General features: G+C 60.8%; 22 protein-coding genes. 5 read left to right on the top strand and 17 right to left on the bottom strand.

Going from position 1 to position 24,254, the window contains the following annotated elements:
* Nucleotides 1-2: 2 nt before the first annotated feature.
* The 9 genes from fdhF to urtA form a co-directional block, all read right to left on the bottom strand.
* Nucleotides 3-2,882, bottom strand: coding sequence for a formate dehydrogenase subunit alpha (fdhF, locus tag ACZ5FP_RS06740; protein ID WP_464662838.1), 2,880 nt, complete (start codon nt 2,880-2,882; stop codon nt 3-5).
* Between the two features lie 9 nt (nt 2,883-2,891).
* The gene (locus ACZ5FP_RS06735) at nt 2,892-4,448 is read right to left on the bottom strand and encodes a formate dehydrogenase beta subunit (protein WP_464662837.1); all 1,557 of its coding nucleotides are present in this window, start codon (nt 4,446-4,448) and stop codon (nt 2,892-2,894) included.
* Nucleotides 4,445-4,918, bottom strand: a complete 474-nt coding sequence (locus ACZ5FP_RS06730) for a formate dehydrogenase subunit gamma (RefSeq protein WP_463011657.1) — start codon at nt 4,916-4,918, stop codon at nt 4,445-4,447. The genes ACZ5FP_RS06735 and ACZ5FP_RS06730 overlap by 4 nt, the downstream gene beginning before the upstream one ends.
* Before the next feature lie 102 nt (nt 4,919-5,020).
* Nucleotides 5,021-5,917, bottom strand: coding sequence for a LysR family transcriptional regulator (locus ACZ5FP_RS06725; protein WP_464662836.1), 897 nt, complete (start codon nt 5,915-5,917; stop codon nt 5,021-5,023).
* 65 nt (nt 5,918-5,982) lie between these two features.
* Entirely contained in the window at nt 5,983-6,678 is a 696-nt protein-coding gene (gene urtE / locus ACZ5FP_RS06720; RefSeq protein WP_464662835.1) for an urea ABC transporter ATP-binding subunit UrtE, read from the bottom strand.
* Nucleotides 6,679-6,715: 37 nt separating this feature from the next.
* Complete coding sequence (gene urtD / locus ACZ5FP_RS06715) at nt 6,716-7,462, bottom strand: urea ABC transporter ATP-binding protein UrtD (RefSeq protein ID WP_464662834.1); 747 nt, start codon at nt 7,460-7,462, stop codon at nt 6,716-6,718.
* Between the two features lie 4 nt (nt 7,463-7,466).
* Complete coding sequence (gene urtC, locus ACZ5FP_RS06710) at nt 7,467-8,654, bottom strand: urea ABC transporter permease subunit UrtC (RefSeq protein WP_464662833.1); 1,188 nt, start codon at nt 8,652-8,654, stop codon at nt 7,467-7,469.
* Nucleotides 8,651-10,273, bottom strand: a complete 1,623-nt coding sequence (gene urtB / locus ACZ5FP_RS06705; RefSeq protein ID WP_464662832.1) for an urea ABC transporter permease subunit UrtB — start codon at nt 10,271-10,273, stop codon at nt 8,651-8,653. The genes urtC and urtB overlap by 4 nt, the downstream gene beginning before the upstream one ends.
* Nucleotides 10,274-10,389: 116 nt before the next feature.
* A complete protein-coding gene (gene urtA, locus ACZ5FP_RS06700) occupies nt 10,390-11,694 on the bottom strand; it encodes an urea ABC transporter substrate-binding protein (RefSeq protein ID WP_223611646.1) in 1,305 nt (434 codons plus the stop codon).
* A gap of 347 nt (nt 11,695-12,041) precedes the next feature.
* Between urtA and ACZ5FP_RS06695 the strand changes: the two genes are divergently transcribed.
* Nucleotides 12,042-12,380 carry a protein tyrosine phosphatase family protein gene (locus tag ACZ5FP_RS06695; protein WP_130268767.1) on the top strand — a complete coding sequence of 113 codons (339 nt, stop codon included), beginning with the start codon at nt 12,042-12,044 and terminating at the stop codon, nt 12,378-12,380.
* An 81-nt stretch (nt 12,381-12,461) separates the two neighbouring features.
* Complete coding sequence (locus tag ACZ5FP_RS06690; RefSeq protein ID WP_464662831.1) at nt 12,462-13,748, top strand: aspartate aminotransferase type Ic; 1,287 nt, start codon at nt 12,462-12,464, stop codon at nt 13,746-13,748.
* Between the two features lie 3 nt (nt 13,749-13,751).
* Here the strand turns inward: ACZ5FP_RS06690 and ACZ5FP_RS06685 are convergent, their stop codons facing one another.
* Nucleotides 13,752-14,603 carry an MBL fold metallo-hydrolase gene (locus ACZ5FP_RS06685; RefSeq protein ID WP_464662830.1) on the bottom strand — a complete coding sequence of 284 codons (852 nt, stop codon included), beginning with the start codon at nt 14,601-14,603 and terminating at the stop codon, nt 13,752-13,754.
* Nucleotides 14,604-14,605: 2 nt separating this feature from the next.
* The gene (locus tag ACZ5FP_RS06680) at nt 14,606-15,796 is read right to left on the bottom strand and encodes an acyl-CoA dehydrogenase (protein WP_426136772.1); all 1,191 of its coding nucleotides are present in this window, start codon (nt 15,794-15,796) and stop codon (nt 14,606-14,608) included.
* A gap of 140 nt (nt 15,797-15,936) precedes the next feature.
* Here ACZ5FP_RS06680 and mutL point away from each other — a divergent pair, with 140 nt between their 5' ends.
* The 3 genes from mutL to ACZ5FP_RS06665 all read left to right on the top strand — a co-directional run bounded on the left by mutL (nt 15,937) and on the right by ACZ5FP_RS06665 (nt 18,558).
* Nucleotides 15,937-17,796 (top strand): DNA mismatch repair endonuclease MutL, encoded by a 1,860-nt coding sequence (gene mutL, locus ACZ5FP_RS06675; protein ID WP_464662829.1) that lies wholly within the window; start codon nt 15,937-15,939, stop codon nt 17,794-17,796.
* A gap of 66 nt (nt 17,797-17,862) precedes the next feature.
* Nucleotides 17,863-18,099, top strand: a complete 237-nt coding sequence (locus tag ACZ5FP_RS06670) for a DUF2093 domain-containing protein (protein ID WP_223611652.1) — start codon at nt 17,863-17,865, stop codon at nt 18,097-18,099.
* A gap of 3 nt (nt 18,100-18,102) precedes the next feature.
* Nucleotides 18,103-18,558 (top strand): hypothetical protein, encoded by a 456-nt coding sequence (locus tag ACZ5FP_RS06665; RefSeq protein ID WP_464662828.1) that lies wholly within the window; start codon nt 18,103-18,105, stop codon nt 18,556-18,558.
* Here ACZ5FP_RS06665 and lpxK read toward each other — a convergent pair.
* Genes lpxK through ACZ5FP_RS06635 form a run of 6 tightly spaced genes read right to left on the bottom strand, consistent with a single transcriptional unit; the run spans nt 18,553 to nt 24,137 of the window.
* The gene (lpxK, locus tag ACZ5FP_RS06660; protein WP_464662827.1) at nt 18,553-19,584 is read right to left on the bottom strand and encodes a tetraacyldisaccharide 4'-kinase; all 1,032 of its coding nucleotides are present in this window, start codon (nt 19,582-19,584) and stop codon (nt 18,553-18,555) included. The two genes, ACZ5FP_RS06665 and lpxK, sit on opposite strands and share 6 nt — an antisense overlap.
* Complete coding sequence (gene waaA, locus ACZ5FP_RS06655; RefSeq protein ID WP_463011663.1) at nt 19,581-20,903, bottom strand: lipid IV(A) 3-deoxy-D-manno-octulosonic acid transferase; 1,323 nt, start codon at nt 20,901-20,903, stop codon at nt 19,581-19,583. Before waaA ends, lpxK begins: the two co-directional genes overlap by 4 nt.
* Nucleotides 20,900-21,673, bottom strand: coding sequence for a lysophospholipid acyltransferase family protein (locus ACZ5FP_RS06650; RefSeq protein WP_223611656.1), 774 nt, complete (start codon nt 21,671-21,673; stop codon nt 20,900-20,902). Before ACZ5FP_RS06650 ends, waaA begins: the two co-directional genes overlap by 4 nt.
* A gap of 30 nt (nt 21,674-21,703) precedes the next feature.
* Nucleotides 21,704-21,952, bottom strand: coding sequence for a DUF4170 domain-containing protein (locus ACZ5FP_RS06645; RefSeq protein WP_105736221.1), 249 nt, complete (start codon nt 21,950-21,952; stop codon nt 21,704-21,706).
* Nucleotides 21,953-21,997: 45 nt separating this feature from the next.
* Complete coding sequence (locus tag ACZ5FP_RS06640) at nt 21,998-22,807, bottom strand: 3'(2'),5'-bisphosphate nucleotidase CysQ (RefSeq protein WP_464662826.1); 810 nt, start codon at nt 22,805-22,807, stop codon at nt 21,998-22,000.
* Nucleotides 22,794-24,137, bottom strand: coding sequence for a TldD/PmbA family protein (locus tag ACZ5FP_RS06635; RefSeq protein ID WP_464662825.1), 1,344 nt, complete (start codon nt 24,135-24,137; stop codon nt 22,794-22,796). Before ACZ5FP_RS06635 ends, ACZ5FP_RS06640 begins: the two co-directional genes overlap by 14 nt.
* Nucleotides 24,138-24,254: the final 117 nt, after the last annotated feature.

Genomic DNA, 24,254 nt, shown 5'->3' with positions numbered 1-24,254 from the left:
GGTTATTCCGCCGCGTCGAGCGTCTGGGCGATGCGCCGGCTCTGGCGGGCCTGCTCGTCATATTTGACCTGCCAGTCACTCGGCCCGTTGGACGCACCCACCTGCACCGCCGTCACCTTGTATTCCGGGCAATTGGTTGCCCAGTCTGTGAAATCCGTGGTGATGACATTGGCCTGCGTCGTCGGATGGTGGAAGGTTGTATAGACCACACCCGGCGAAACCCGGTCGGTAATCAGTGCGCGCAGCGTGGTCTCACCGGAGCGGCTTGTTATCTTCACCCAGTCGCCGTCGCGGATACCGCGCTGTTCGGCGTCGTGCGAATGAATCTCCAGCCGGTCTTCCTCGTGCCAGACCACGTTGTCGGTGCGGCGGGTCTGCGCACCGACATTATACTGGGAGAGAATACGTCCGGTGGTGAGGAGAAGCGGGAATCGCGGCCCGGTCTTTTCGTCGGTTGCCACGTACTCCGTGCGGACGAACTTGCCCTTGCCACGAGCAAAACTCTCGATGTGCATGATCGGGGTGCCCAGCGGCGCCTTTTCATTGCACGGCCACTGAACGGAACCCTCCTTTTCCAGGAGATCATAGGACACACCGGCAAAGCTCGGCGTGGTCAGGGCAACTTCATCCATGATCTGCGACGGGTGCGTATAATTCCAGTTGAGGCCCATGGTCTGCGCCAGTTTCTGGGTAACTTCCCAGTCGGCAAAACCGTTCTTGGGGCTCATGACCTTGCGCACGCGGTTGATGCGGCGCTCGGCATTGGTGAAGGTGCCGTCCTTTTCGAGAAAGGTCGAGCCCGGCAGGAACACATGGGCGTAGTTGGCGGTCTCGTTGAGGAAGAGATCGTGGACCACGACGCATTCCATGGCGGCAAGACCGGCGGCCACATGCTTTGTATCGGGGTCGGACTGGAGAATGTCCTCACCTTGGATGTAGATGCCCTTGAACGTGCCATCGACGGCCGCATCCAGCATGTTGGGGATACGCAGGCCCGGCTCGTCCTGCAATTTGACGCCCCACAGCTTGTCGAAGATATCGCGGGTGGCTTCGCCGGAAACATGGCGGTAGCCGGGAAGCTCGTGCGGGAACGAACCCATGTCGCAGGAACCCTGCACATTGTTCTGGCCGCGCAGCGGGTTCACGCCAACGCCCTTGCGGCCGATATTGCCGGTGGCCATGGCCAGGTTGGCGATGGCCATGACCGTTGTCGATCCCTGGCTGTGCTCGGTCACGCCGAGGCCATAATAGATGGCGCCATTGCCACCGGTCGCGAACAGCCGGGCGGCTTCACGCAGCGTCTGCGGCGGCACACCGGTCAGTTGTTCGATCGCTTCGGGGCTGTGTTCGGGTGCGGATACAAAGGCAGCCCAATCCTGGAACTCATCCCAGTCGCAGCGCTCGCGGATGAATTTTTCATCGAACAGGCCTTCCGTGACAATGACGTGGGACAGCGAGGTGACCACGGCCACATTGGTGCCGGGGCGCAGCGGCAGGTGGTACGACGCCGCCACATGGGGCGAGCGTACGAGGTCGATGCGGCGCGGGTCGATGACGATGAGCTTGGCGCCCTTGCGCAGACGCTTCTTCAGGCGCGAGGCAAAGACCGGATGACCATCGGTCGGGTTGGCACCGATGACGATAACCACATCCGTATGCTCGACACTGTCGAAATCCTGCGTGCCGGCGGATGTGCCGAATGTCTTGTTCAGGCCGTAACCGGTCGGCGAATGGCAGACGCGGGCGCAGGTATCGACATTGTTGTTGCCGAAACCGGCACGAACCAGCTTCTGCACGAGGTAGGTTTCCTCGTTGGTGCAACGCGACGAGGTGATGCCGCCGACGGAGTTGCGGCCATACTGGTACTGGATGCGGCGGAATTCATTGGCAACGTGCTTGTAGGCTTCATCCCAGGAGACTTCGCGCCACGGATCGGAAATCTTCTCGCGGATCATCGGGTTGAGGATGCGATCCTTGTGGGTCGAGTAGCCATAGGCAAACCGGCCCTTGACGCAGGAATGACCGCGATTGGCCTTGCCGTCCTTGTAGGGAACCATGCGCACCAGTTCCTCGCCGCGCATTTCCGCCTTGAACGAGCAACCGACGCCGCAATAGGCGCATGTGGTCACTTTGGAATGTTCCGGCTGGCCGATCTGGATAACCGACTTTTCTGTCAGCGTTGCGGTCGGGCATGCCTGCACGCAGGCACCGCAGGAAACGCACTCGCTGTCGATGAAATGTTCGTGCATGCCGGGTGAAACGCGGCTGGAAAAACCCCGCCCTTCGATGGTCAGCGCAAACGTGCCCTGCACCTCCTCGCAGGCCCGCACGCAGCGCGAGCAGACGATGCATTTCGATGGGTCATAGGTGAAGTAGGGATTGGATTCGTCCTTGGGCAGCCAGCGGTCATTGGCAACGTTGTCCGCCTTGGCAAAGACGTGGTTGTCGCCCTGATAGCCATAACGTACGTCGCGCAAGCCGACCGCACCGGCCATGTCCTGCAGTTCACAATCGCCATTGGCCGCGCAGGTCAGGCAGTCCAGCGGATGATCGGAAATATAGAGCTCCATCACACCCTTGCGGATGTCCTTCAGGCGCTGGGTCTGGGTGTGAACGACAAGACCTTCCATCGCCGGGGTTGTGCAGGAGGCAGGCGTGCCGTTGCGCCCTTCGATCTCGATCAGGCAAAGACGGCAGGAACCGAAGGCATCAACCATGTCGGTGGCGCAGAGTTTAGGGACCTTGATGCCCGCTTCCATCGAGGCGCGCATGATCGAGGTGCCTTCGGGTACCGTGATCTCGTTGCCGTCGATGGTCAGGGTGATCATCTTTTCAGATTTGGAGGCTGGCGTGCCGAAATCGATTTCGTGGATCAGAGACATTTTGGGCTCCTATTCCGCCGCGTGCGCGACGGGCGCAGGACGAAAATCTTCAGGAAAATGCGTCAGCGCGCTCATCACCGGATAGGGCGTGAAACCGCCCAGCGCGCAGAGCGAACCGAACTTCATCGTGTTGCAGAGGTCGGTGAGAACCGCGATCTGCTTTTCCGGCTCGACATTGGCGGCGATGCGATCGACGACCTCGACACCGCGGGTCGAGCCGATACGGCAGGGCGTGCACTTGCCGCAGGACTCGACAGCACAGAACTCCATGGCGAAACGTGCCTGTTTCAGCATGTCGACGCTGTCATCGAAGACAACGAGCCCGGCATGGCCAATGAGCCCGTCCTTGGCGGCAAAGGCCTCGTAGTCGAAGGGCGTATCGAAGAGTTCACGCGGGAAATAGGCGCCGAGCGGACCGCCGATCTGCACCGCCTTGACCGGACGTCCTGTCGCAGTCCCGCCGCCGATATCATCGACGATTTCGCCGAGTGTCAGACCGAAGGCGGTTTCGAAGAGCCCGCCATACCGAACATTGCCGGCGATCTGCAGCGGAATGGTGCCGCGCGAGCGCCCCATGCCGAAATCCTTGTAGAATGCCGCGCCCTTGTCGAGAATGACCGGCACGGAGGCAAGCGATATCACGTTGTTGATGACCGTCGGCTTGCCGAAAAGCCCTTTATGTGCGGGCAAAGGCGGCTTGGCGCGGACGATGCCACGGCGGCCTTCGAGGCTTTCCAGCAGCGCGGTTTCCTCGCCGCAGACATAGGCGCCTGCACCGACTCGCACCTCGATGTCGAAAGCATGGGCAGACCCCAGCACCGAAGCGCCGAGCACGCCAGCCTCGCGGGCGACATCAAGGGCCTCATTCATCACGGCAATCGCATGCGGATATTCGGAGCGGGTATAGATGTAACCCTTGGTGGCACCGACGGCGATACCGGCAATGGTCATGCCTTCGATCAGAACGAAGGGATCGCCTTCCATGATCATGCGATCGGCAAAGGTGCCACTGTCGCCCTCATCGGCATTGCATACGATATATTTGCGTTCGCCCGCCGCATCGAGGACGGTCTTCCATTTAATGCCCGTGGGAAAGCCGGCACCGCCGCGCCCGCGCAGGCCGGATTCCGTCACCTGGGTGACGATTTCGAGCGGCGAAAGGGCAAGAGCTTTCTCCAGTCCCTTCAAGCCGTCATGGGCGCGGTAATCATCGAGCGAGACAGGATCGGTTATGCCGCAACGGGCAAAGGTCAGGCGGGTCTGTTTTGCCAGGAACGGCAAGTGCTCGGTCAAGCCAAGCCAGAGCGGATGGGTCCGGCCTTCGGCCATGCCCGTATCGAGAAGCGAAGCCAGGTCGGAATGTTTGACCGGGCCGTAAGCCACGCGGCCGGACGGTGTTTCCACCTCGACCATCGGTTCGAGCCAATACATGCCGCGCGACCCGTTGCGAACGATACGCGCATCGAGATTGCGGGCAGCAATCTCATCCTGCAGTGTCCGGGCAACCTTTTCGGCGCCGAGGGCAAGCGCGCCGGAATCGCGCGGGACAAAGAATGTGACCGTCATAGCCGCACTCCCGTCGCTATTTCTTCGAGTTTTTCGTCGTCCAGACGGCCAATGACCTCGCCGTCCAGCATCGCGGCGGGCGCACAGGCGCAAAGGCCGAGGCAATAGACCGGTTCGAGCGTCACCGCACCGTCGGCGGTTGTTCCATGCCAGTCGATGCCGAGCAGTTCGCGGGCTTTTCGGGCCATGGCATCGCCGCCCATCGACTGACAGGCCTCCGCACGGCACAGCTTCAGCACATGCCGGCCTGCCGGATGATCGCGGTAATCGTGATAGAACGTGACAACACCGTGCACCTCGGCGCGCGATATGTTCAGCGCCTGGGCAATCAGCGGCAAAGTCTCCTGCGGCACATAGCCGAACTCGCCCTGCAACTCGTGCAGAATCGGAAGGAGCGGGCCTTCTTGACCCTTCAACTGATTGATAATGTCTATCGCTCTCCCAGCGATATCGGTACTTGCGGTCTGCATTTCGTGCAGCGCCCTCCCTAAATGCTCCTCGTAGCCTAGAACAGATCAAAAACGACGCAACTAATCAATATACCAGTCCCGTTGATCGATAGAAGATTTCTATCAAACCATATTGAGTTCGATGGCAAGCGCCCGGGCCTCATGCAGCAGGGCGGACACCAGCGGCGTATGGGGTTCGCGGTCGGCAGCCACTAGCCCGACAAGATGGCGTGCATCGGGCTCGACAATGGGAATAGCGCGGATCGGCTCGGAAAAACCCAGTGTTTCCGCAAGGTTGAGCGGCATGATGCTCGCCCACTTGCCGGTCCGTATGTGCGAGAACAGCACAATCATCAAATTGGATTCCAGCGTCGGATGCACGTCCACCCCCGCTTCGTGCAGGTGTTTGTTGATGATCCGGCGGTTCTGCATGTCCTGGGTGAGCAGGCAGAGCGGCAACTGACCAACCTCCGCCCAGGTCACAAATTCGCGATCCGAATAGGTGCTGCCCGTCGAGGTGATCAATTGGTAGCGTTCCGAGTAGAGCGGAACCGAAGTCACCCGCCCGAGCGGCTCATTGTCGAGATAGCTGATTCCCGCATCAATCTCGAAATTGCTGAGCAGCGTCAGGACTTCCAGCGAGGTGCGCGAGGTCACCGAAAAGGTCACATCGGGGTGTTTTTCGCGAAATGGCGTCGTCAGGCGCGAGACCATGGCAAGCGCCGTGGGGATTGCCGCTATCTTCACATGCCCGGACAGACCATAGCGTGCAGCGCGGATTTCTTCGCGCATCGTCCGTGTATCGCCGACAATGCGCCGCGCCCATTCGAGCACGCGCTGGCCCTCCGGCGTCAATCCCTTGTAGCGTGAGCCGCGCTGAACGAGGACGACACCCAGCGTATCTTCAAGCTGGCGGATCGCGGCCGACAGGGTTGGCTGCGTGACGCCGCATTCCTCCGCCGCGCGGCCAAAATGCTGGTTGCGCGCCAGAGCGATAAAAAATTCCAGCTTGTCGATCATCGAAATCCGTCCTCCGACAAGACTCTATCGATGATTACCCGCCGACAGCAAGAGCGGTGGTCCATTCAGACCGTCAGGAACTTGCGCACCTCCGGCCTGTCGAGACTTGCCGCATCGCCGGAATGGACGATCTCGCCGCGATCCATGATGTAGACATGGTCTGCCAGCTTGCGGCAGAAATCGAGATATTGTTCGACGAGAAGGATGGCGAGACCGGTCTGATCGCGCAGAAACCGGATGGCGCGGCCGATATCCTTGATGATCGACGGCTGGATGCCTTCGGTCGGCTCATCCAGAACAAGCAGCCGTGGACGCGTGACCAGCGCACGACCGATGGCGAGCTGCTGCTGTTGGCCGCCGGACAGGTCCCCGCCCCGACGTCCCAGCATGGTCTTGAGCACGGGGAAAAGCTCGAAAACCTCCGGCGGCACATTGCGGTTGCCGCGTCTGGCGGCGGCAAAGCCCGTCGCCAGATTTTCACGCACGGTGAGCAGCGGAAAGATCTCGCGCCCCTGCGGCACGAAAGCAATGCCGGCCCGCGCCCGGTCGTAGGGCGGCTTCCTGCCGAGCGGCGCACCATCGAAGCTGATCGACCCCGACGATAGCGGGTGCTGACCGACAATCGCCCGGAGCATGCTGGTCTTGCCGACACCGTTACGGCCGAGGACGCACGTGATGGATTGCGGCTTCACCTCAAGCGATATGCCGCGCAATGCTTGCGCGGCGCCATAGTGAAGAGAAACATTTTCAACCGTAAGCATCAGAAAATTCCCTCCCGTTGATGTGCCACACACCGCCTCATCGCCCGAGATAGACCTCGATAACACGCGGGTCGTTGCTGACATGATCGAGCGAGCCCTCAGCCAGCACCGAGCCCTCGTGCAGGCAGGTGACCTTCACGCCGAGCTCGCGCACGAAATGCATGTCATGCTCCACCACGATCACCGAGCGGGTGCGGGCGATGTCGCGCAGGAGTTTCGCCGTCTCCGCGGTTTCCGCGTCGGTCATCCCGGCGACCGGCTCATCCACCAGCAGCAATTTCGGGTCCTGCGCGAGCAGCATCCCGATCTCCAGCCATTGCTTCTGGCCGTGCGAGAGACTGGCCGCCAGCCAGTGGCGCTTTTCAAACAGCCGGATCGTGTAGAGGATTTCGTGGATACGGTCGGCTTCATCCTGGCTCTGGCGATGAAACAGCGCTGACAGGGCCGAGCGCGGCCCGGACAGTGCCAGCACCAGATTGTCCTCAACCGTGTGGCTTTCGAAGACGGTCGGCTTCTGGAACTTGCGGCCGATGCCGAGCATGGCAATGTCGGCTTCGTCATGCCCGGTCAGGTCGACCGTGCCGTTGAAATAGACATCGCCGCTGTCCGGCTTGGTCTTGCCGGTGATGATATCCATCATGGTGGTTTTCCCCGCCCCATTCGGACCGATGATGGCGCGCATCTCTCCCGACTGAAGCACGAGCGAAAGGTTGTTGATGGCACGGAATCCATCAAAGGAAACCGAAACGCCGTCGAGATAAAGCAATGTGTCCTTGGCCTTCATGGGGCTACTCCGCAGCCTGGGGTTCAGGTACCGGGGCGAGCTTGCCGCCCTGTTTCACCACCGGCGACAGCACCTCCTCGTCTTTGCGTGCCGCATGGCTGGCTCTGCGGGCTTGCCACGAGCCGTAGAGCCCGAGAATGCCCTTGGGCAGGAACAACGTGACGAGGATGAACAGCGCACCGAGGGCAAACAGCCAAATCTCCGGAAACGCCGCGGTAAAGTAGGTCTTGCCGAAATTGACGAGGATCGCGCCGATGATCGGACCGATGATCGTGCCACGCCCGCCGACCGCCACCCAGATGACCGCTTCGATGGAATTGGCGGGTTCGAACTCGGACGGGTTGATAATGCCCACCTGCGGCACATAAAGCGCCCCGGCAATGCCCGCCATCATGGCAGAGACCGTCCAGACGAACAGCTTGTACCGGTCAACGCGATAGCCGAGGAAGCGCATGCGGCTTTCCGCGTCACGCACACCGACCAGCACCTTGCCGAGCTTCGAGCGAATGATGAAACTGGACACAAGAACGGCCAGCGCCAGAAACAGGGCGGTTGCTGCGAACAGCGCTGAACGGGTCGTTCCCGCCTGCACATTGAAGCCGAGAATATCCTTGAAATCCGTGAGGCCATTATTGCCGCCAAAGCCCATGTCGTTGCGGAAGAAGGCGAGCAGCAGCGCATAGGTCAAGGCCTGGGTGATGATGGAGAGGTAGACACCCGTCACACGCGAGCGGAAGGCCAGCCAGCCGAAGCCGAAGGCCAGCACCCCCGGCACCAGCACGACCATCAGGGCCGCGAACCAGAAATTGTCGAAACCGTACCAGAACCACGGCAGTTCCTTCCAGTTGAGGAACACCATGAAATCCGGCAGGACCGGATCCGCATAGACACCGCGCGGGCCGATCTGGCGCATCAGATACATGCCCATGGCATAGCCGCCGAGCGCAAAGAACGCGCCATGGCCAAGCGAAAGAATGCCGCAGAAACCCCAGACCAGATCAAGCGCCACGGCGAGCAGCGCATAGGTCAGGTATTTGCCGAGCAGCGAAACCAAATAGGTCGGGATATGCAGGGGCGAGGTGTCCGGTACCAGCAGATTGAGGACGGGCACGAGACAGGCAACCGCCACCAGAATGATGACCGCAATCCGGCTGCGCCGGTCGCCATGTCTGAAAAACCATTGGGTGATCATGCCTCGATGGCCCTTCCCTTGAGTGCGAAGAGACCGCGCGGACGCTTCTGAATGAACAGGATGATGAGCACCAGCACGAGAATTTTGCCAAGGACGGCTCCGGCAAAGGGCTCGAGGAACTTGTTGGCAATGCCGAGCGACATGGCGCCGACCAGCGTTCCCCAGAGATTGCCGACACCGCCAAAGACCACGACCATGAAACTGTCGATGATATAGCCTTGGCCCAGATTGGGACTGACATTGTCGATCTGGCTGAGCGCAACGCCGGCAATGCCGGCAATACCGGAACCAAGACCGAAGGTGAGCGCGTCGACCCATGGCGTGCGGATGCCCATGGAGGACGCCATGCGCCGGTTCTGCGTGACCGCCCGCATGCGCAGGCCGAGCATGGTTTTCTTCAGCACCAGTTGCAGCACGGCAAAGACCGACAAGGCGAACACGATGATCCAGAGGCGTGACCATGTCAGCGTGAGCATGCCGACATCGAAGGAGCCCGACATCCATGACGGGCTGCTGACCTGAACATTCGAGGCACCGAACCACGACCGCGTCGCCTGCTGCAGCACCAGCGATATACCCCAGGTGGCCAACAGGGTCTCCAGCGGCCTGCCATAGAGAAAGCGGATGATCCCGCGCTCAATGACGACGCCGATGGCGCCGGAGACGAGAAAAGCGGCGGGCAAGGCAAACAGAAGCGAATATTCGAACAACCCCGGCATCGATGTGCGGATGATCTGCTGCACCACGAAGGTCGTGTAGGCGCCGATCATCACCATTTCGCCATGGGCCATGTTGATGACACCCATGACACCGAATGTGATCGCAAGGCCGATAGCCGCGAGCAGCAGGACCGAGCCAAGCGACAGGCCGTAAATGACATTCTGGATACCGTTCCAGATTTCGAGTTCTGCGTTGATGCTGGATATGGCGGCACTGGCGGCTTCGCCGACCGGCCCCGGAACACCGGCGAGCGGCGTCAACAGACCGAGCGCCTCGCGCCCGTTCCCGGATTTGATTGCGGCGATGGCGGCGATCTTCACATCGTCTGCCGCGCTGGAACTGAGAACAGCAGCAGCCTTGGCCCGCTGCATCAGCGCCTTGATCCCCGCATCCTTCTCCGCCGACAGGGCCTGGTCCAGCAACGGAATGGATTCAGGATCGCGGTTCTTCAGGATTGCTTCGGCAGCGGACCGGCGCTCTGCCGCGTCGGTGCTCATCAGTGTCAGGCCGCCGATGGCAGCGGCGATATCGCGGCGCAGCCGGTTGTTGACCTTGATCTTGTCGGCCGTATTGCGCGGAACGGGAGGCAGTTTTGCACCGCTCAGCGGATCCGTTGCGGCATAATCCGCGCCATCGCGCGTACCGATAAACACCGCTTTGTCAGCCTTCGAAACATAGAGATCGCCGGCACTCAATGCGTTGAGAATGGCAGCGGCGCGCGGCGTACCGCTTTTGGCAAGTTCTGAAACGGCCTTGCTCGTCTCGTCGAAATTATCACCGGCCAGCGCCTGCACCAGCGATGTGAGTTTGGCGTCGTCCATGCCTTGCGCACCGGCGGCCGCAGGAAACAGGCAAAGCCCGAGTATCGCGATGATGGACAGGAAGCGGCTCAATGACATTCAACAATCCTGCATTTGAAATTCCTGGGAGGAGCTCCATCCCCGCCACGCGACGGGGATGGAGTTGGCTTCGGTGTTGTCGCCCCCGACCCGAAGCCGGAGCCTGATTTTAGCGCTTAGTTCGTCTTGGTCGCGCCGCCGCACTTGCCGGTGACAACGTTGAAATTGCCGCACGACATCGGCTTGCGCCAATCGGAGATCAGGTCCTTCGAGCCTGGCAGATAGTCGGACCATTCATCGCCGACGACGAGGCCCGGCGTCCTGTAGACGATGTCGAACTGGCCATCGGCCTGCACTTCGCCGATGAGGACCGGCTTGGTGATATGATGGTTCGGCATCATCGCCGCGTAACCGCCGGACAGGTTCGGGACGGAGACGCCGACGATCGAATCGATGACGGCATCCGACTTGGTGGTGCCGGCGGCTTCGACGGCCTTCACCCACATGTTGAAACCGATGAACGTTGCTTCCATCGGATCATTGGTCACGCGCTTGTCGTTCTTGATATAGGCATGCCATTTTTTGATGAAGTCGGCATTGGCGTCGGAATCGACGGATTCGAAGTAATTCCAGGCGGCGAGATGGCCGACCAGCGGCTTGGTGTCGAGACCGGCCAGCTCTTCCTCGCCCACCGAGAAGGCGACAACGGGAATGTCTTCGGCCTTGATGCCCTGGTTGGCGAGTTCCTTGTAGAACGGCACATTGGCATCGCCATTGATGGTGGAAACAACGGCGGTCTTCTTGCCGGCCGAGCCGAACTTCTTGATGTCGGACACGATCGTCTGCCAGTCGGAATGACCGAATGGCGTGTAGTTGATCATGATGTCCTCATCCTTCACGCCCTTGGCGTTGAGGTAGGCCTTCAGGATCTTGTTGGTGGTCTGCGGATAGACATAGTCGGTACCAGCGAGAACCCAGCGCTCCACACCTTCCTGTTTGGCGAGATAATCCACGGCGGGAATAGCCTGCTGGTTCGGTGCAGCACCCGTGTAGAAGACGTTGCGCGAGCTTTCCTCGCCTTCATACTGAACCGGGTAGAACAGCAGGGAATTCAGTTCTTCGAAAACCGGAAGCACGGATTTGCGCGAGGACGATGTCCAGCAGCCGAAAACCGCCGCGACCTTGTCCTGTTCGATCAACTGACGGGCTTTTTCTGCAAACAGCGGCCAATCCGACGCCGGATCGACAACGACGGCTTCAAGCTTCTTGCCGAGAACCCCGCCCTTCTTGTTCTGCTCGTCGATGAGGAAGAGCATCGTATCCTTGAGCGTGGTTTCGGAAATCGCCATCGTACCGGACAATGAATGCAGAATACCGACCTTGATTGTGTCCTCGGCTGCCTTTGCCGGTGCAAGGGTCAGTGTCGCTCCCACGGCGGCGGCCGCCAAGGTTCCAATAAATCTGGCTGTTAGACTGAACATTCAGGTAAACCCCTCTTTATGGTTGTTTGTACCGAGGGAATACTATGCAACGACCGTGCCAACTGCGGATTGCAGCGCCCTGCTCGTGTGAAATCTTTGGATTAGCCCGAGATTACAACGGTCAAGCGCCACAGGCCTTGAATATTACGAAGACCGCAGCGGCGGAAACAAGGGTGCGGCCGGCACCGTTTCGGCAATCAAATGCCTATATTATTATCAATTAGTCGCATATGCCTATTTATGGAGCAATGCTCGCAATTTGCGGCCCCGATCAATCGGCTTTGATGTGGCATTGGTCAGCGTTTGATGTATGGTGCTGCCACCAATCACATTCTCAAGGAAAGAAAATGGATATCCGTCAGATTGACGAAGGCTTTGCCGTGACCGGGCAGATTTCACCCGACGATGTACGCGATATTGCTGCGGCAGGCTACCAGACCCTGATCTGCAACCGCCCGGATGGTGAATCACCGGATCAGCCGGAATTTGCCGAAATCGCCAAGGTCGCCGAAAAGGCAGGCATCCCGATCTACTACGTCCCCGTGGTTTCAGGCCAGCTGACCCAGGACGACGTGGATGCAATGGCCGCCGCACTCGAAGAAGCGGACGGCCCGGTGCTAGCCTATTGCCGCTCCGGCGCCCGTTCGACCAATATTTACGGCATCGTTCAGCAGCAGAAAGGCTGACCATGCAAGGGCGGCTGCGGACCCCGCAGCCGTCTTACCGTTGACCTCCCCAAGCCTATAGACAACAGAGCTGACCTTCCCATGAGCCGTATTGCCGATCTGAACAGTGACGATTTCGCCGCCCTGCGCCAAAAGACTTTGAAGGAATACGAGGCCTTCCGTGCCCGTGGACTGAAAATCGACATGACCCGCGGCAAACCGAGCCCCGAGCAATTGGCGCTCGCCAACGGCATGTTGACCCTGCCCGGCAATGGCGATCACTTCAGCGAAGCCGGTGAAGATGCCCGCAATTACGGCAATCTGCAGGGACTGGCGGAAGTGCGCACGCTGTTCGCGCCAACGCTCGGCACGTCGCCGGATCGGATCGTTGTCGGCGACAATTCCAGTCTGGCGCTGATGCACGACTGCCTGCTCTGGGCCTGGGTCAAGGGCGTTCCTGGCGGCATTGAACCCTGGCAGAAGACGGAAGCCCCGGCTTTCATCTGCCCGGTGCCCGGCTATGACCGGCATTTCTCCATTCTGGAGGAATACGGCATCCGCATGCTGCCCGTACCGCTCAAGGGCGATGGGCCTGACATGGACATGGTCGAGAAACTCGCTGCCGATCCGAGCGTCAAGGGCATGTGGTGCGTGCCGAAATACTCGAACCCCTCCGGCGAGACCTATTCCGATGCGGTGATCGAACGTCTTGCCGCGATGAAAACCGGTGCTCCTGATTTCCGTCTGTTCTGGGATAATGCCTATGCGGTGCATCATCTCACGGAAACCGAGCATCAGATCCCCGATATTCTCGACCTGTGCGAAAAGGCCGGACATCCCGACCGGGCCTTTGTCTTCGCCTCCACGTCCAAGGTAACGCTGGCGGGTGCCGGCCTTGCCTTCTTCGCCTCGTCAGCAGCCAATGTGCGCTGGTACCTTGCCAGCGCCAGCAAGCGGACAATCGGACCCGACAAGCTGAACCAGTTGCGGCACGTACGGTTCCTCAAGAACGAGCACGGCATACGCAAGCACATGGCGGCGCATCGCGCCCTGATCGCGCCGAAATTCGACATGGTCAACGCTGCCCTGGAAAAGCGCCTCGCCGGCACGGGCGTCGCCGAATGGTCGAAGCCGCAGGGCGGCTATTTCATCTGCGTCGATGCCATGGAAGGCACGGCCAAGCATGTGGTCGAACTGGCCAAGCAGGCAGGGGTGACCTTGACGCCGGCAGGATCGACCTCACCGCACGGCAAGGACCCGCACGACCGCACTTTGCGGCTGGCGCCGACATTCCCTTCCCTGCAGGAAGTGGAACTGGCCTCGCAGGGTATCGCGCTGTGCATTCTGCTGGCGGCACTGGAAAAGCTGCATTCGGCCCGGAATGGCTGATGTCTAGAGCGGGATGACCAGACCGTCGCGACCGACGGTCAATCGGCCATCCCACTTGCCATCCAGAGCTTTTACCCAGTCGGCTTCGCCGAATTGCGGATCGTCGGCAGGAATGAGGTGATGCAGCACAAGATGCTTCACCTCAGCGGCCACCGCGATCCGCGCGGCATCTTCAACCAGCGTATGGCTGGCGAGAAGATGTTCTTTGAGGCGTGCGCCGTTGCCCGTCCGCGCGACGAGACGGTCCACGCCTTCCGGCAGCATCGCTTCATGCACGAGAAGATCGCTCTCCCGGGCAAAACCGGACAACGGCGGGAAATAGGCCGTATCCGCCGAAAAGACGATGGATTTGCCTGCCGCTTCGATCTTCAGCGCAAAACAATCGACAACCGGCGGATGATCGACGCGCAAGGCGGTGATCGTCAGGCTCGCGTCCTGATAGACCAAACCATCGGCATAGACCTTCAGATCGACAAGATCGCGCAGATCGGGCCGACCCTCGTCCTCGATGCGCAGATCAATGTCGTAGCGCATGGATTGCAGGAAGCCTGACCAGTAGTCTTCAATTCCGGCCGGGCCGTAGACCGTGACTTTGTGCGAAAGCCCCGACGTCCATGCCGTATGCATGAGCGGGCCGAGTTCGAGCACATGGTCGGAATGCAGATGCGTGATCAGGATCATATCGAGATCCTTCAGTGACAGATCCGCGTTGACCAGCGCGCGAGTCACACCAAGACCGCAATCGATGACGATCCGCCGTCCTGATATGTCCAGCAAGGACGACGTGGGCGACGGGCCGCCCGGACGGATTGCCGGGCCACCCTTGGTTCCAAGCAGGACGAGCCTGTCGGCCATTCCTAGAAGAATGCCTGAATGCCGGTCTGGGCGCGCCCGAGAATGAGCGCGTGCACATCGTGCGTGCCCTCATAGGTGTTGACCGTTTCAAGGTTCTGCGCATGGCGCATGACGTGATAGCCGATCTGGATGCCGTTGCCGCCATGCATGTCACGGGCAACGCGGGCAATATCCAGCGCCTTGCCGCAATTGTTGCGCTTGACCAGACTGATCATCTCCGGCGCCATCCGGTCTTCATCCATGAGACGCCCGACCCGCAGGCTCGCCTGCAGGCCCAATGTGATTTCCGTCTGCATGTCGGCGAATTTCTTCTGGAACAGCTGGGTAGCCGCCAGCGGCTTGCCGAACTGCTTGCGGTCGAGACCGTATTGCACGGTGCGCTGCCAGCAATCTTCCGCGGCCCCCATCACACCCCAGGAAATGCCGTATCGGGCACGGTTCAAGCAACCGAACGGGCCCTTGAGGCCTGAAACATTGGGAAGAAGGTGTTCTTCGCCAACGACAACGCCGTCCATGACGACTTCGCCGGTGATAGACGCGCGCAGCGAAAGTTTGCCGCCGATCTTTGGAGCGGAAAGCCCCTTCATGCCCTTCTCGAGCACGAAGCCGCGAATCTGGCCGTCATGCGCATCGGACTTGGCCCAGATTACGAAGACATCCGCGATGGGTGAATTGGAAATCCACATTTTCGAGCCGGAAATCCGGTACCCGTCGGCAACCTTTTCGGCGCGCGTTTTCATCCCGGCCGGATCGGAACCGGCATCGGGCTCGGTCAGGCCGAAGCAGCCGATCCACTCGCCCGAAGCCAGCTTCGGCAGATATTTCTTGCGCTGTTCTTCCGAGCCATAGGCGTAGATCGGATACATGACCAGCGAGGACTGCACGCTCATCATCGAGCGATAGCCACTGTCGACGCGCTCGACTTCGCGCGCAACCAGACCATAGGCGACATAGGACGCACCGGCGGTGCCATACTCTTCCGGCAGCGTCACTCCGAGAAGCCCGGCCTCGCCCATCATGCGGAAAAGCGCCGGATCGGTCTTTTCCTCGAGATAGGCTTCCTCGATACGCGGTGCCAGCTCTCCCTGCGCGAAGGCGCGCGCACTGTCCCGGATCATCCGTTCGTCTTCGGTCAACTGATCTTCCAGCAGAAACGGATCCGTCCAGACAAAGGAAGCTTTGGAATGCGCCATGTAATTTCCTCCATAATGCTTTTCCCAGACCTAGCACCAAAATCGCGTCGATGGCCAGATAGTTTTGGCTTAAAATATATTCCGGTGCGCTTTGGCAGCGAACAATTTCCGTCGCCGGACGAATCCCCTATATGTATGGCATGGCCATCAAACAGCTTACCGAAACCATCATCAACCAGATCGCTGCGGGTGAAGTCATCGAACGCCCCGCAAGCGTGGTGAAGGAGCTTGTCGAAAACGCCATCGATGCCGGGGCAACCCGCATCGAAGTGGTGACGGCGGGCGGCGGCAAGAACCTCATCCGCATCACCGACAATGGATCGGGCATCCCTTCGGATGAACTGACGCTGGCCGTTTCGCGCCATTGCACATCGAAACTGACGGATGACGTGCATGATATCCGGGCGCTGGGTTTTCGCGGCGAGGCCCTGCCCTCCATCGGTTCGGTCTCGCGGCTGTCGGTCAAATCCCGCACGGCACAGGCCGATTCCGGTTTCGAGATCAGCGTGCATGGTGGCCACATGGACGGACCGCGCCCGGCGGCGATGAACAACGGCACGATCGCCGAGGTGCGCGATCTGTTCTTTGCTACACCCGCACGCCTGAAATTCATGAAGACCGACCGGGCTGAGGCCTCTGCCATCAGCGATATCGTCAAGCGGGTTGCCATTGCCTTCCCGCATATCCGCTTTTCCCTGGCGGGCAGCGACCGTACGCCGCTCGAGCTTGCGGCGACGGGCATTGGCTCCGCCAGCATGCTGGAACGGATTTCGCAGGTGCTGGGCAGGGAATTCCCGGAGAACGCGCTTGCCATCGATGCGGAGCGTGACGGGGTGCGCCTGACCGGGTTTGCCGGGATACCGGCCTTCAACCGCGCCAACAGCCTGCATCAGTTTGCCTATGTCAACGGGCGGCCGGTGCGCGACAAGCAGATATGGGGCGCCATCCGCGGCGCCTATGCGGATGTTATCTCGCGCGACCGGCACCCGGTCGTGGTGCTGTTCCTCAACCTCGATCCGGCGCTGGTCGACGTCAATGTGCATCCGGCCAAGGCCGATGTGCGCTTCCGCGATCCGGGTCTGGTGCGCGGGCTGATCGTCGGTGCAATCCGCCAGGCGCTCGGCCAGTCCGGCATTCGCGCCGCCACCAGCGGAGCGGAAGCCATGCTGCAGTCCTTCCGGCTCGGCGGAGCGGAGCCTTTGCGCCCGGCCCAACCGGCACAGCACTGGCAGGGTTCGCCAACGGTCAACCAGAACTATACAACCCAGCAGTCTGCCTTTCGTCCCGTCACACCGGACCCGGCGCCATTCCATGCGGGCAACGGATTTGCGGAACCGCCACGCGGCTTCCTGGCTGAAGCGGACGTGCTGGCTACCGATACGCGGGCCAGCACAACGGAGGTGCCGCAAGCCCTGCTGGCCGCACCGCTCGGCGCTGCACGCGCGCAGATACATGCGAACTACATCGTCTCGCAGACGGAAGACAGTCTCATCATCGTCGACCAGCACGCGGCACATGAGCGGCTTGTCTACGAGGCATTGAAGACGGCGCTGCATTCAAGACCCCTGCCCGCGCAGATGCTGCTCATTCCCGAGATCGTCGATCTGCCGGAAGAGGACGTGGAGCGGCTGGTGGCGCATGCGGAGACCCTGTTGCGCTTCGGTCTGGGCGTGGAGGCCTTCGGTCCCGGTGCGGTCGCCGTGCGGGAAACCCCGTCCATGCTGGGCGAGATCGACGTGCAGCAGCTCATCCGCGACCTTGCAGACGAGATTGCCGAACACGATACATCCGACGGTTTGAAGGCCATTCTCGACCATGTTGCCGCCACGATGGCCTGCCATGGCTCCGTGCGTTCCGGCCGGCGGCTGAAGCCGGACGAGATGAACGCACTGTTGCGCCAGATGGAAGACACGCCCGGCTCAGGCACGTGCAATCACGGCCGGCCCACCTACATCGAACTGAAGCTCACGGATATCGAGCGGCTTTTCGGCAGGCGCTGACGTCTTGACCCGCGGGGCATCTGCCGCCTAAATGAGCTGACGAAAAGAATTGGAAACCACCGGACAATGAACAGGTTTGAAGGCCCCGGCTCACGCGAAGCCAAGATACGCTACCTCGACGGCGACTTTCAGGTCCTGTCGCCGGGCTCCTATGTGCTGTGCGCCGTGACGTCGGAAAAAATCGCGCTGGATGAGCTGCGGTACTGGAGCGTTGCCCGCCAGGAAGCCTATGCGGATGCAACGATTTCGCTTGAGCGCGAGCTTGAAATGAACCCGTCGCTGCGCCAGCGCAGCAAGGCCTGACCGGTGATCAATCGCCGGTCCACGCTTTTGGCCCTTGCCGCGACCGCGCTTCTGGCCGGCGGCTGCACCACGGTGGGCGCCAAACGCGAACCGGCCTATAGCGGACCGACCAAGACGATCAAGGGCTATCTGCGCGGCTCGCCGCTGGCACGGCTTTCACCAAGCTCCGTCGTTTACATCACCGCCTATGATGCGACCAACGGCAACTCGAAACCCATGCCGGTGATCGGCGAGACAAGCTTCACGCTGGGCCGCAGCGGCTATTTCCCCATTGCCTACGAGATTGAAATCCCGGCGGCGAAATCGGCGCCAAAGGTAGCCCTGTCCGTGCAGATCGGCACGCCAGGACGAATTCTCTTTTCCAACGACCGGCAATACAGCCAAACAACCGGCCGCTCCATGGATATACCCATGGGTGAAACGCCGCCGCGCATACGCAACTTCCGCCGCGGACTATAGGCGCCGGATCATTCGCAGGCGCGCCCTTTCCCGGGTTTCATTGATGACGCGCGATACGGTCCGCGGGTGCGCAAAAACCAGCTCCACATCCAGAACCTGCGTTCTCGCGGCGAATGCCCTGGCGATTTCGCTGCCATCGAGCAGGCGAACATGATCCTTCGCCGTGGTGATCAGGGTCAAACCGTCCGCATCGGCACTTTTGAGGAGATCGGCGATTTCCTCATCCGTATAGGGATGGTGATCCGGAAAGGGGCGTGCCTCTTTGATCGTTCCACCGGCTTCTTCCAGCGTGCGGAAGAATTTGGCGGGATCGCCGATGCCGGCAAAGGCGAGCAGCGTTTTGCCCGCAACCGCAAGCGCCGCCTTGGGCCGGAGCATGGCTTCATATACCGGCTTGGCCGCGCGTGCAGCGTTCCTCACAAGCTGGTCCGCGCCATTGGCCGAACCGATCTTGAGCAGGGCATCGGTGCGCACCAACTGATCCGTCAGCGGCGCGCGCAGCGGGCCGCCGGGAATGACGTGGCCATTGCCGATACCCCGCCCCGCATCGACGACCATGAGCGCATAGTCGAAATGCAGGCGGGCACTCTGGAACCCGTCATCCATGATGATGAAATCGCATCCCGCCGCCTGCAGCGCAGTGGCCCCGGCAAACCGGTCGGCGCATACAACCACCGGCGCATGGCGGGCGAGCAGCATGGGCTCATCGCCGACATGCCGGGCGCTGTCGTGATCGGGATCGACCCGGTGCAGTCCGGAGAAGGCGCCGCCATAACCGCGTGAGACAATGCCGGGTTTCAGACCAGCGGCAACAGCGGCCTGCGCGAAGGCAATGGAGGTGGGCGTCTTGCCCGCGCCGCCGACGGTGAAATTACCGATGCACAGAACGGGAATGGGAACGGCAGGCGGCTTGGCGCGGCGGATGCGCCGTCCGGCAACCATACCGTAAATCTTTGACAGGGGGCTGAGGGCCCGCGCGCGCCAATCCGGCTTTTCCCACCAGAAAGGAGGCGCTTCGCTGGTCATTTCCAGCCACCTTCACGCGCGCTCAACCGCGCCTTCAGCACCAGGGGCTGGATGAAGGGCTCGAGCGCCGTCATGGTCAGATCAAGCGAACCGCGCATGTCCTCAACCGTCTTCGTTCCCGCATCAATCATCACCTGGCGTTCAGCCGGATTGTTGAAGAGGTAGTTGACGGCCCCAGCCAGCATGTCCTTGTCACGGATGAGCTTGGCTGCGCCATTCTTGATCAGGCGCTGGTAGGAATCGCGGAAATTCTGCACGTTGCGGCCCGAAAGGATTGCCGTCTTCAACATGGCGGGTTCCAGCGGATTCTGGCCGCCCTGCGCCATGAGCGACCGCCCGACAAAGGCGATTTCCGTCAGCCGCAGATACAGGCCCATCTCGCCGATCGTATCGCCGAGATAGATGTCGGTATCCGGCGCGATGACATCGCCGCGGCTGCGCAATGCCACCTTCATGCCGAGCTTTTCGATTTCTTCGGCAATTGCCGGGGCGCGGTCGGGATGACGCGGCACGATAATGGTCAGGAGGTCGCGATGCCGGACCTTCAGCATGTGATGAACCTGTGCGACGACATCTTCCTCACCCTGATGGGTGGAAATCGCTGCCCAGGTCTTGCGCTTGCCGATCTGCCTCTGCAGAGCCTCGAGTTCCGACTCCACGACCGGCGGGATTGCGGTGTCGACTTTGAGATTGCCCGATACCGTGACCGGACGGGCCCCGAGCGCGCGGAACCGTTCGCCGTCAATGTCGGACTGGGCCACCACATGGGCGAGATTTTCAAACAGCGCTTCCGCGATGGACGGCCGTTTCTGCCAGGCAGCAAAGGATTTGTCCGACAGGCGGCCATTGACCAGAACCTGCGGCACCCGCCGCAGCCCCAGTTCAAGAATGGTCATCGGCCAGATCTCGGATTCGCAGATAACGGCGAGATCGGGCTGCCAGTGGCTGAGGAACCGGTCGACCGCCGGCTTCAGGTCGAGCGGCACATATTGATGGATGACCCGGTCACCCAGACGTTCCTGCACCATCTTGGCGGAGGTCACGGTCCCGGTGGTGAGAACGACGCTGATTCCCATGTCGACGATGGTTTCAACCAGCGGCGTGACGGCAGAGGTTTCGCCGACGCTCGCCGCATGGACCCAAACCAGCGGTCCCGCCGGCCGTGCAACGCTGGCCACGCCATAACGTTCGCCCTGACGTCCGCGTTCTTCCTTGCCCTTGCTGGCGCGGAAGGCGACATAGGCGCCAACAGCCGGAAAGACCATTGCACCCACCCAGCGATAGGTGCTCAGGACAATGCGCGCCCACCGTTCGCTCATGCCCGGCCATCCACAAGCGCCTGCACCCGTACCGTATTGGCGTTCAGGCTGGCGGTCAATTCGACACGCTTGGCTTCAAGCATTGCATCATCGGCATCCTCGGGGACAAAGATCGGGTCGCCGACAATCAACCCTGACCTGCCGAATGGCAAGGGAATGGTTGTCTTATCCCAGCTCTTCTCGAGAATTTTCCTGCGCGATGTCATATAGCAGATGGGAATGATCGGGCGGCCCGACAGTTTGGCAAGGAGAATGACACCCTGACCGGAATCGCGGGGTGTCCCATGGGGAATATCAGCAATCATTGCCGCCGTCTTACCGTCCTTCAATGCCTTTTTCAGGGCGAGCAAGGCCCTTACCCCACCCTTTTCGATGCTTTTCGTCGGCTCCCGCCCGCCGGAACCGCGGATGATCTCGACACCGAACCGTTCGGCTACCCGCGCGTTGAGTTCCGCATCCTTGCTCTTGGAGAACATGGCGGCGAAGCGCACGCCGCGCGGCATCAGAAAGGGCGCCATCAGATGCTGGCCATGCCAGGCCACGGCAATGAACGGCTCACCGCCCCGCTTCATATCCTCCAGATCGGACGAGCCGGGCAGACGCGGGTTGGTGGCATTCACCAGCCGGAAGAACTGGGTGATCAGCCAGACCACGAGGAAGCGGACGAAACGCGACTTCGCCAGCGGGCCCCGGATGGAACGCCAAAACCGTTTCAGCACCCCGTTCTTCTTGCGGGGCGCCTTGGCGGTTGCTGTGCTGTTATCAATCATGCCGTTGTCAATGCGCGACCGGAGAACCGGTCAGCTTGCCTTGCCCGTGTCGGGATCGAGCAATTTGTGCATGTGCACGATGAAATAGCGCATATGTGCGTTGTCGACGGTCTGCTGGGCCTTGGACTTCCAGGCGCGCTGTGCCGTTTCGAAATTCGGGTAGATGCCGACGATATCCAGCTTTTCCAGATCGCGGAATTCAACACCGCCGAGCTTCTTCAGTTCGCCGCCAAAAACCAGGTGAAGCAACTGCTTCGGTTCTGCTGTATTTTCGCTCATGGTCGCCCATCCGTTCAGTGATCAATCGTTGAATTTTCAGTCTGTTTAGCCGAAGGCGGTTTCGGCGACAACGTCCAACATGTTGTCCATCAATAAACCACTGGCCGCGACAAGCGCGCCATGGCGATAATCGCCCGTCTCGTTGTTGCGCAAACCATAGGTCAGCGGCTTGCCGTTCGCCGTCAGGACATGACCGCCCGCCTCCGCAAGAATGAGATCGGCCGCCGCCAGATCCCAGTCATGGGAATTTGGCCGGACGAAGGTCCCGGCAATATCACCCCGGGCAACCATGGCAATGCGATAGGCCAGCGAAGCGATGTAGGGCGCGGCAATCATGGATTGCTGGAAATGATCCGGCAGCTTCTTCAAGAAAGGCCCCGGGCCCGCCACCTTGAACGGAATGCCGCTGGTGCTGACATGAATGGCTGTGCCGTTCTGTTCAGCCCCCTGCCCTGGAAGCGCTGTGATCGTCTCGCCGCGCGCCGGACATTCCAGCACACCGGCCACCGGACGGCCATCCTCGATAACCGCCACGCTGACGCACCAGACATCCGACCCTTCGATGAAGGCGCGCGTACCGTCGATGGGATCGACGACGAAAAAGCGCCGGCGCGCTGTCGCCACGCGGTCATCGAGGGTTTCCTCGGAAATCCAGCCATAATCGGGCCGGGCCGTCAGAAGCATGTCCTTGAGATATTTGTCCGCCGCAAGATCTGCCTCGCTCACCGGCGAATTGCCGGTCTTCATCCAGACCTGCGGGTCCTGGCGGAAATAGGACAGGGCGATACGCCCGGCGCCTTCCGCCGCTTCCCGGATCAGGGCTAGATCATCGCGATTTTTTTCACTTGCCGGCAAGAGTCATGCCTTCGATCAGGAGTGTCGGACTGGCGACGCCAAAGTTACGGTCAATATCGTTCGCCGCAACCATGTTCAGGAACATATCCTTCAGGTTGGAGGCAAGCGTGACTTCACTGACGGGATAGGCCAGTTCGCCATTTTCAATCCAGTAACCGGATGCGCCACGGCTGTACTGCCCGGTGATCATATCGACGCCCTGGCCAAAAAGCTCCGTGACATAGAAGCCATTGCCGACAGCGCGGATCAGGGCCTCCGGCGTTTCATCCCCCGGCTCGATGGCAAAATTGGTGGACGACGGAACAACGGTCGATCCTGAACGCACACCGCGGCCATTGGTGCTCAGCCCCAATTCCGCAGCCGTTGACGTGGACAGGAACCAGTGCTTCAAAACACCGTTCTCGACCATGGTCAGTGCTTCGCCCTCAATTCCTTCGCCGTCGAAGGGCCGCGAGGACGAGCCGCGGATGCGCAGCGGATCATCCGTGACATTGATGCTGTCCGCGAGAATCTTCTGGCCCATGCGGTCCTTCAGAAAACTGGTCTTGCGCGCAACGGATGCGCCATTGATGGCGCTGGAAAGATGGGACGCGATGCCGCGTGCCACGCGCGGATCATAAACCACATTGACCAGGCCGGTCTTGGCCTGCCGGGCGCCCAGGCGTTTGACCGCGCGCGCGGCGGCAGAACGGCCGATGGCTGCGGGGTCCTCGAGCGCATCGAAATGCTGGCGCGAGGAAAAATCATAGTCGCGTTCCATCCCGGTACCCGTGCCGGCGATGGCGCTGACCGAACGGGAAAAGCGCGACCCCATGTAATGGCCGACAAAACCGCCCGATGTCACCAGAACCATGCCGCCGAGCCCGGCGGAAGCCGACGCACCGCCGGAATTGGTAACGCCGTCAACTTCAAGGGCGGCAGCCTCCGCAGCCAATGCATCTTCGGTCAGCCGCGCTGCCGCAACGACGGTCGGATCATAGAGATCAAGATCACGGATGGTGCGCACCAGTTTGGCCGGATCAGCCAGGCCTTCAAACGCATCGTCCGGCGAAACCCTGGCCATGGCGACGGCGCGCTCGGCCAGAATTTTCGGGTCGGAACCGGCGGTTGCCGATATGCTTGCCACTTTCCTGCCAACAAAGACGCGCAGGGAGAAATCGTCACTTTCCGACGATTCGGTCGCCTCGACCTTGCCAAGCCTGACGCTGACACCCGTGGACCGCGAACGCACGACAACCGCATCGGCGGCGTCGGCTCCGGCCCGGCGGGCGGCTTCGACAAGCGCAGCAGCATTGTCAACGAATTCGCGGGAATTGGCCGGCTCGATCATATTCATCCCTAGAGTTGATTGCATGATAGGATGCAAGGACATATCTGACCAATGATCAGACAATGCACTGCCTCCTATATGGTGCAAATTGGGGTCTATCAAGGCAAACACTGGTAA

Source organism: Phyllobacterium sp. T2-21, assembly GCF_055378485.1.
Note: the sequence above shows the minus strand (reverse complement) of the source record. Positions and strands in the feature narration are given on the sequence as shown.